Source organism: Campylobacter troglodytis, from assembly GCF_006864425.1.
GTDB lineage: Bacteria > Campylobacterota > Campylobacteria > Campylobacterales > Campylobacteraceae > Campylobacter_D > Campylobacter_D troglodytis.
In genome coordinates this window covers 1-5,238 of the sequence record NZ_QHLI01000093.1, presented here as the reverse complement: position 1 = coordinate 5,238, position 5,238 = coordinate 1, and the positions used below count along the sequence as shown (strand labels likewise).

Here is a 5,238-nt window from a genome sequence, read left to right as displayed (position 1 = left end):
TAGTGGTATGCAAAGCTTAAGAGTGGTTGTGAGGTGAGAGGGTAGAAAATTACTTGGAAATAAGCTAAAATTCAAGGTGGGTTTGGGTAGAATGTGTATGTTTTTTGGAAAATAAGTTGAATTTAAGATAGGTTTGGGTATTTTTGCAAGGATAATCAAGCTTATTAAAGGAGAAAAATGGCACATTCAAGCATAAATAATCGCTTAACCAATAAAACAAGCATAAGTACACCGCTCACAGAATACCTTTACCGACTTGATAGTGTCAATGTGCTTTTTTATAACAATGTAGAATCTATGCCAAAATGTAGAGAGGAAAACACGCAATATTTATTAAGCAGTGATAAATTATTGAATGATAAGTGTAATACAGATGAGTTGAAAGACGAAATATTGGGAATAGATACGAAGGAGATGCTACAAAAATTATTTGATATGCACCAAAAATATATAAGCAAAGAGGGCGATAGACAACAGCTCAAAAGCGACATTCAGCAATTTATAGATTCAACAATAAAAACCATAGAAAAACTTAAAGTAAAACACAAAAATATTTTTCAACAAGATATCTTAGATCTTATTAACATCGGACATAGTAAAATTGCTTTTGAAAAGGGTATGGATAATATAGACAAATTGCTTTCAGATCTTAGAAATGCAAACAAAGAAGCCAAAGAAATGGCAAAAAATGAAGCAAGTAAAACGCTAATAATGCTATTAAGTAAAGTTTTTTGGCACACTCATAGTGGTATGATGACATACATTGTAACGAGCTTGCCAAAGGCAAATGTTATTATGATAAATCTTTTTCGCACTCTGCCATTTTCTAATCCATACATAGCATTTGCAGTAATCTTGGCATTATGTTTTTGGGCTATTTGGCGTTTTTTTGATTTTAAAGAAAGCAATGAATTAAAAATTGAAATTTACAGATTATATATTGTCTTAAATAATATTGTTCAATATATAAATAAGCAAGATAGCTTTCTTGTAAATATTATAAATTTTAATAAAAAAATTTCTGGCAATGTATTTTTTGAAAAAGCTGACATTAAATATATTACTTCTCCATCGCAAATGCACAATATACAAACTATAATGCCAAAAAACAACACAAATATAATAGATAAAATTGTATTATGTAAGATTTCACATAAAGAATCTTTTAAAGATCTTGAATTTTCCTCATTGCTTACAACAAAAGAGACAGCATATAGCAAGGCAAGCTATCATAAAAACCAATATTTTGCTCTGTCTATATTTCCAATCATCAAAGAGCAATTGCAAGATAGCGATATAACAAATGCTTCCGCATTTAAACATTTAAAAAATCTTACACTACAATTTAATAACTTTTTATTCATAAAAACCCCTTATTTATCTTCTACCATAATGCTTGATATGATTTTGCAAAGTATCACACAAAGTAGCCAACAAAATAAGCCACTTATAGAAAAATATATGCTTTTTATTACACTTGCTCCGCAAATAGATTCACCGCAATACAAAACATATAATTTCATTAAAGAAGTATGTAACAATAACAATATATTGCAAAACAAAGTGTTGTTTTTAAACACTATCAATCAAATAGAAAAACAAGTTATTTTTGAAAATTTTAGACAAGTTGTTTATGAAAATTACACACAGTTAGAAAGATGCTACAACAACAAACATAAATTTAAAGAATTCTTATACAATGATAAAAAAACAGTTGTGCGAGAGTTCTTAGATAATTTTTGCCAAAACTGTGAAAACAAAGATCTTATGCAAATTACAGAGGAATTTAGCGAAATATATAGTTTGATTTTTGCACAAGAGCATTTATTTGAAGATGCATTTTTAAACGACAAAGAAAATAAACAAGCAAAACAATATGCAAATCATATCATAAATGCTTTATTTGCTTTTGATAGCATAATGTCAAATTTTATTGATTTTAAAAAACAAAGCAAACAACAAGGTAGCATAGCTTTTGATGATAAAGATTTAAAAGAATTGCGAAACAAAGTAAGGCAGTCGCTTAATGAAGCAGATATATGTACAAGTGTTTTTTGCATAGCAAATATATTTAACAATGCCTATTTTTCAAATGCACCAACACAAGAAATTTCAAGCTTTAAAAATTTAATGGATAAATATACTAAGGGCAATCTTTTTCAAAAATACAAAGATAACATACTAAAAAAACAAGGCTTAACACTATATCATATACATCAAGCCATAGAATTGCTTATGCCATTTGTTCCTAGCATATTTGTCGCCTTTTTCCCAAGTGAGCAATTTAATGAATTATGTATTTTTATATTATATTTAATAGATATGGAAATAGGTGGGCTTTTTATTTACACCGCTTTTAACTTAAATATCTTGCAAGATCTTAGAGTGAAAATGCACTTAAATTCACAAACAATACAAGAGCTACTAAGACAAGATTTCAAAGAAAGATTTGATGAAACAATGCAAGATAGCATTGTTGATTCTGTGCTAGATTTTGTAAAAGAACAATTACCAAAAGATAAAATTGCAAAAAATGCAAGCGATATAACACACTTTTTGTTATCATTGTTGGCAAAAGAATCTAAAAAAAAGCTAAAAAATATAATCGAAAACACAAAGTTAATGAGCAATAAGCTAGCAAAAACACTAGAAAATACACTAAATGATGCAGATAAAATAAGGCACTTAAATAATGTCATAGATAATACAACTTTACAAAATCTAAATATAGAATTTTATAAGATCTTTTTCAAAGAGCATTTTCCCAAACAACAAAAAGAATTATCCATAAGTATTTTGCAAAAATCAAAATTATTGCACAAAAATACTGCCCAAGCATTATTGCCTTTTATATTAAAAGAGATTTTAAATAAACAATTTCCAAGCATTTCTAAAATAGATTTAAAAAGGCAAGTTACATTTTTTTTGCTTTCTGCAAGTTGTAAACAAGATAGAATTTATTCTAAATGGGAAAAGAAAGATAAATATTTTTATGTCCCAAAAGAGTTAAGCAATACTATTCTTATAGGAGATTTTCACGCTTCCTTAATTTTAGATACAGCACTAGATTCTAGCTACTGTATTCATAATCCAAGCATAGGACTTTATGCTAATAGCATAGATTTAGCCAAGCAATTATCGCTTAATGAATTGCGCTCAAATATCAATTCAAATATTGACATTAAACAGACATTTTCTTTAAGGACAGATAAAATTTTCAAGGAAGCATATTGTAAGGTGTTACATTATTTGGATATGGGGACAGATGATAGTATGCAGTATTTGCAAGAAAGATTAAAGATGAGTGAGATAGATATAAAAGGGCATTTTAATTTTGCAAATTTAAACAGTACAAACAAGGCTATAAACACTAAGATAAAAAAAGACTTAAACGAAGGCAGCGATGATGATAATTTTAGACACTCAACAAGCAAATACATAAAAGATTTTCTTATCCAACTAAAACGCATTGCAGAGTGGAATCATGAAATATATATGGCAAAAAATACAAATATATCAAAAGAAAAGGCTAAGAGCGAAGGAAAAAAATCTGCCATTATGCTTGGAAATTTTATTTATAATGAAAACTTTATCCAAACTACTATTGATGTAAATGATTAAAGGGTTTATGTGAGAGGGGCTATATTTAAGATCAAAGAAATAAATCTTTGGCAAAAAACGATAAAAGAGTTTTTCAAACTTAATCTTACAATAGCAGATAGATCTAGCACAAAGTCTCATTTAAATTATATCTTGCAAACCATAAAATCCTACAAGCTGCACCCAAATGGCAATGGCATTAAATGGAGCAAGGAAGAAAAAGAAAGCTTTGTAAAATTAAGCTATAAAGAACAACGCAAAATGATAGTTCGAAAAAGCGAGTTAAAATCTTCTCTTTTTCCTTATGTAACAGTAGATTATGAGCCTTATAAATATAGCAAACGCATAAGTGATAGTGCAAAAATAGCATATCAAAGAGCCCAAAATTTACTTAATCAAAATAAGAATTTAGATTTTAGTAATTTAGATTTTAAGATTAAAGAAGAAATATTTAATAATCTAAGACTAGCCTATAAAGAAGGCTATCTTAAAGCAGGAGTAGAGTTAGCAAAACTACTTTTTAAAAATTCATCTTTAGGCAATCACGCAAATGCTAATAAGGAAATAGCAGAATGTTCCTCTATCACACAGGCCTTACTTGATGAGAAGATTCCAGAAAATGCTTATATGTATTATCAGCTTTATAAAAATGGCTTATTGTATCTTGGGAGAGAGCAAGCCCTAGAATGCTACAATTACGCCCTAGAATCCATAGTGTGGGAAGCAATAGATGAGGAAGCACAAAGAGAGGAGTTTAAAAATAGTGCAATTGCCGCAGAGCTATGGCTAGCAGCTGCTATTAAATACCAAAGCCCCTTGGCTTTTTCTAAGGCAGCTAGTAATTATGAGCCTCAGACTAGATATTCTACTTTTTATGCGGTGATTCCTTATATGGCTTGTATGCGTTGTGCTATAGCACTAGGAAATGAGGGTTTAATAGAGGAAATGGCAAAAGATTATGGCTGTTGCTCAAATTTACACAAATCAGAGCTTAATGCTAAAAAACTATGGGCTTACTACGAAAAAACATCCAAACAAAAAGGGCTAATAAACGGACTTGATCCATACTTTGATGAAAAATTTCCTCCTGATTTACTTATAGATTTTACCTATTATGTGATTTCTTGTGTATATGGGGGTAGTGGTAATTTTTTGGGCTTAGAATATGCTATTAAAGAGGGACTAATTAAAGATCCCAGAGACAAAGATTCAACCCCACAAAGCATAAAGGAATATTATTTGATGACGTGGAGAATAATTGTAGCATATTATATGAAAGACTATGACTTTTACTATAAGGATAGTGAAAATATAGAATATTTACATATTTGGCAAATAAACCGTTGCTTATTATACAAGATCTACGAAAACCTACTCCCCTACGGCTACCCATCCGCTCGTCCTTATATCTTTCCAAAAGAAGTACTTGATCTAGAAATTGACTTCACAAAGGGTGTGGAGGATATGAAAGAAGCTTGAATTTAAAATCCTAAATTAAAAAGCGTTAAATACTAAAAAAGTTTAAAAATTTAAAGCAAAAAAAGCCTTTAAATTCAAAACAAGCTCAAAGCTTAGAAGATAAAATTTAAACGCATTAAAAATTCAAGTTTTTAAATTCAAAACATTCAAGGCTTTGAT

Annotated in this window: 3 protein-coding genes; 2 read left to right on the top strand and 1 reads right to left on the bottom strand. The window is 29.2% G+C overall.

Features of this window, described 5'->3' with window-relative positions:
• Positions 1 to 186 (bottom strand): hypothetical protein (locus tag DMC01_RS14540; RefSeq protein WP_221887161.1); only part of this gene is annotated, 186 nt, incomplete at its 3' end.
• Here DMC01_RS14540 and DMC01_RS11850 point away from each other — a divergent pair.
• On the top strand, positions 178 to 3,621 hold the full coding sequence (locus tag DMC01_RS11850) for a hypothetical protein (protein WP_142694406.1): 3,444 nt from the start codon (positions 178 to 180) through the stop codon (positions 3,619 to 3,621). The genes DMC01_RS14540 and DMC01_RS11850 overlap by 9 nt on opposite strands.
• Positions 3,622 to 3,630: 9 nt before the next feature.
• On the top strand, positions 3,631 to 5,079 hold the full coding sequence (locus DMC01_RS11845; RefSeq protein ID WP_142694405.1) for a hypothetical protein: 1,449 nt from the start codon (positions 3,631 to 3,633) through the stop codon (positions 5,077 to 5,079).
• Positions 5,080 to 5,238: the final 159 nt, after the last annotated feature.

Coding starts and splice junctions, on each gene's coding strand:
- DMC01_RS11850 (WP_142694406.1), top strand. CDS start 178: ATGGCACATTCAAGCATAAATAATCGCTTAACCAATAAAACAAGCATA.